The sequence below is a fragment of the Mycobacterium sp. UM_Kg27 genome, assembly GCF_000972905.1.
Classification (GTDB): Bacteria; Actinomycetota; Actinomycetes; order Mycobacteriales; family Mycobacteriaceae; genus Mycobacterium.
Genome location: NZ_JRMM01000222.1, coordinates 1 through 3798, shown reverse-complemented (window position 1 = coordinate 3798; position 3798 = coordinate 1). Strand labels below are relative to the sequence as shown.

Genomic DNA, 3798 nt, shown 5'->3' with positions numbered 1-3798 from the left:
GGCGGTGACGCCGGAACCATCGGCAACGGCGGCGCCGGTGGCGCGGGCGGCTCCGGCAGCATCGGCGGCAACGGCGCGAACGGCAGCACCGGTGGTGTGGTCCACGGTGGCAACGGCCTCTCCGGCGGTAACGCCGGTGACGGCGGCGCGGGCGGCAAGGGCGGCTCGATCTCCGGTAACGGCGGTGCCGGCGGTGGCGCCGGTGTGGCCGGGACCGGCGGCAACGGTGGCAACGGTGCGGTCGGCAAGGCGGGTCTGGACGCGGTGGCCGGCACGGGCGGCGTCGGCAGCAACGGCGCGGCGGGCGGTAACGGCGGCTTCGGTGGCAACGGCGGTAACGGCGGTAACGGCGGCGCCGGCGGATCGGCGGCCAACGGCACGGCCGGCCTCGCCGGGCTGGGAAGCGTCGGTGGTAGCGGCGGTAACGCCGGGAACGGGGCCGACGGTGGCCGCGGCGGTAACGGTGCCGGTGGTGGCGTCAACCCGATCGCCGGTACCGGTGGTAACGGTGGCGCCGGCGGAAACATCGGCGTGGCCGGCAATGGCGGTACCGGTGGCTTCAACGCCGACGGCACTCAGCGGGCCGACGGCGCCGACGGCACTGCGGCCACGCACGGCGGCAACGGCGGTAACGGCGGTAACGGCGGTAACGGCGCCCTCGGCTCTGGACAGGCCGGCGGCAAGGCCGGTAACGGCGGCGCCGGTGGCAACGTCGGCAACGGTGGTAACGGCGGTAACGGTGGCGACGGTGCCCACGGCTCGGTCGGTATCACCGGCGGTGACGGCAACGGCACCAACGGCGGCAACGGTGCGGTGGCCGGTATCGGCGGCAACGGCGGTGCCGGTGGCTCACTGTCCGGTAACGGCGGCGCGGGCGGTAACGGCGGCGCGGGCGGTAACGGCGGCAACGGTGGTAACGGCGCTGCCGGTACCGGTGGCGGCAACGGTGGCAACGGTGGCGCGGCGGGCAATGCCGCCAGTGGCGCCGCCGGCGGTCAGGGCGGCAACGCGGTTGCCGGCAACGCGGGCGTGGGCGGCAACGGTGGTAATGCCGGCAACGCGGGCAACGGCGGCAACGGTGGTATCGGTAGCGGCGGCGGTCTCAATGCGGCGGCCGGCAACGGCGGTAACGGTGGCGCAGGTGGCGACCGGCTCGGTGTGGCCGGCCTCGGCGGCGCGGGCGGCTTCGGAGTGGGCGGCCAGGCGGCCAGCGGCAGCGACGGTGCGCTGGGCGGCGGCGGCAACGGCGGTAACGCCGGCAACGGCGGCGCCGGCCAGATCCTGGGCAGCGGCGTGTCGCAGAACGGCGGTAACGGCGGTATCGGTGGCGCGGCCGGCATCATCGGCAACGGTGGCGCCGGTGGTATCGGTGGAGCCGGCGCGACCGGCGCCAACGGCGTCATCGACGGTGTCGGTAACGGCACCAACGGCGCCGCCGGCGGTATCGGCGGCAACGGTGGCGCGGGTGGCGCCGGCGGTAGCCAGCTCGGTAACGGTGGCGCAGGTGGCCGCGGCGGCTTCGGCGGTAACGGTGGTATCGGTGGCGTCGCCAACGGCACCGACGGCGCGAACGCGGCCGCGGGCAGCGGCCTCAACGGTGGCAACGGCGGCGACGCGGGAACCAGCGGTAACGGTGGCGTCGGCGGTCAGGGTGGCGCCGGTGCGCTTGGCGGTACCGCGACCAACGGAGCGCAGGGCGCGGCGGGTGTCGGCGGCAAGGGCGGCGACGGCGGTGCCGGTGGCCAGGCCGGCCGCGGCGGCAACGGCGGTGCCGGTGCCGGCGGCGGCGTGAACAACGTCGCCGGAGACGGCGGTAACGGTGGACGCGGTGGCTTCGCCGGTGTCGGTGCGGCCGGCGGTGCGGGCGGCGTCGGCGCCAACGGCCAGATCGCGGCCGGCGGTGCATTCGGTGCGGCCGGCAACGTGGCCACCGGCAACGGTGGAAACGGCGGCGCCGGCGGCGCAGGCCAGATGCTCGGCAGCGGTATCGCCCAGTCCGGTGGTAACGGCGGTGCCGGCGGTGGCGCCGGCGCGGTCGGCACCGGTGGCGTCGGTGGTAACGGCGGCGCGGGCGCTGCGGGCACCAACGGCAGCACGCAGGTGACCGGCGAGGGCAGCCACGGCGTCAGCGGTGGCCACGGCGGTAACGGTGGCGACGGCGGCAAGGGCGGCCTGACCTCCGGCAACGGCGGTGCGGCCGGTAACGGTGGTGCCGGTGGTACCGGCGGCAACGGCGGTAACGCGGCCAACGGCGCCAATGGCAACAACGCCACCGCGGGCACCGGTGCCGCCGGTGGCAACGGCGGCGACGCCAACGGCGACGGCGGTAACGGCGGCGCCGGCGGCAAGGGCGGTAACGGCGGTGTTGGTGGTACCGCGACCAGCGGCTCCACCGGCGCCAACGGAGTCGGCGGCGCCGGCGCCAAGGGCGGCAACGCCGGTAACGCCGGCAGCGGCGGTAACGGCGGTAACGGCGCCACGCTCACCGTGGGCAACGGCACCGTCGCGGGCGCCGGTGGTGACGGCGGTAACAGCAACAGCAACGCAGGCACGGCGGGTACCGGTGGCGCCGGCGGCTGGAACGGCAACAACACCGTCCAGGCCGGCAGCGGCGCCAACGGTGCGGCCGGCGCGGCGGGCAACGGCGGCAACGGCGGTAACGGCGCCAACGGCGCGACCGGCAACGCCAGCAACCACGGCCAGTCCGGTGGCGCGGGCGGTAACGGCGGTAGCGCCTTGCTCGACGGCAACGGAGGCAAGGGCGGCAACGGCGGTAACGGTGGCGCCGGCCAGTCGAACGGCTCGGCCGGTAGCACCGGCACCCGCCCCGCAAGCAACAGCGGCCTGCCCGGCACCGACGGCGGTGCCGGCGGCGACGGTAAGCACGGCGGCTCCGGCGGTGCCGGTGGTCAGGGCGGTGCCAGCGGTAGCAACTCCGGCAACTCCGGTTCCGGCGGCAACGGCGGCAACGGGGCCAACGGTTCCAACGGTGGCGCCGGTGGTAAGGGTGGCACCGGCGCGACGGGTAACTCCGCATCGGTCGTCGGCGGCGACGGCGGCGCCGGCGGTAACGGCGGCGCCGGCGGTAATGGCGGTACCGGCGGGCAAGGCGGTGCCGCCGGCGCCCAGAACAACGGCAACGGCACGGCCGGCACCAACGGCACCACCGGCACCAACGGCAACGGTGGTTCCGGCGGTAAGGGCGGCACTGGCGGTACCGCCGGCAACGCCACCGGCTCGAGCACCGCGTTCCCGGGCGGAACCGGCGGGGCCGGCGGTACCGGTGGCACCGGTGGCACCAGCGGTGGCGGCAACGTCGCCGCCCCGGGCAACCCCGGCACCGCCGGCAACCCCCCGGGCGGCACCGGCAACCGCACCGGTGGTACGGGCGGCACGGGTGGTAACGGCACTGCGGGAGCCACCGGATGATGACCCGCTCATGCCTCGTCCCCACCGGGCGTCCGGCACCTAACACACCAAGCACTTGATCCGAGAAAACATCACCGACATGGGTTCGTCGCAGAATAGGGAGTCCCGCATGACTGACAAGCAGCACGGCAAAGGGCGTCGTGGTTTCACCGGCGGTGTCCGCAGCCGGGGTGGCCGGGTGGCCGCTGCCGGGAGTGCGGTTGGCGCGTTTTTGACGTTCGGGATGTCGCCGTTGGCTGCGGCGCCGGTGGCGCAGGCCGATGAGCTGGACTGGGTGGTTGATCTGCTCGGTGCGGATCTGGCGGGTGCGTTCGGTGATCTGAGTCAGGCGTCGTCGTGGGAGACGTTGTTCGACCAGGGGGCGTGGGA

2 protein-coding genes are annotated in these 3798 nt (G+C 75.2%); both read left to right on the top strand.

The genetic code is table 11. The features are described 5' to 3' along the window. The coding region (locus LI94_RS25155) for a hypothetical protein (protein ID WP_046302383.1) at window positions 1-3429 on the top strand (3429 nt) is incomplete at its 5' end. A gap of 109 nt (window positions 3430-3538) precedes the next feature. Continuing rightward, a partial coding sequence (locus tag LI94_RS20560) for a hypothetical protein (RefSeq protein ID WP_046302382.1) occupies window positions 3539-3798 on the top strand: 260 nt, incomplete at its 3' end.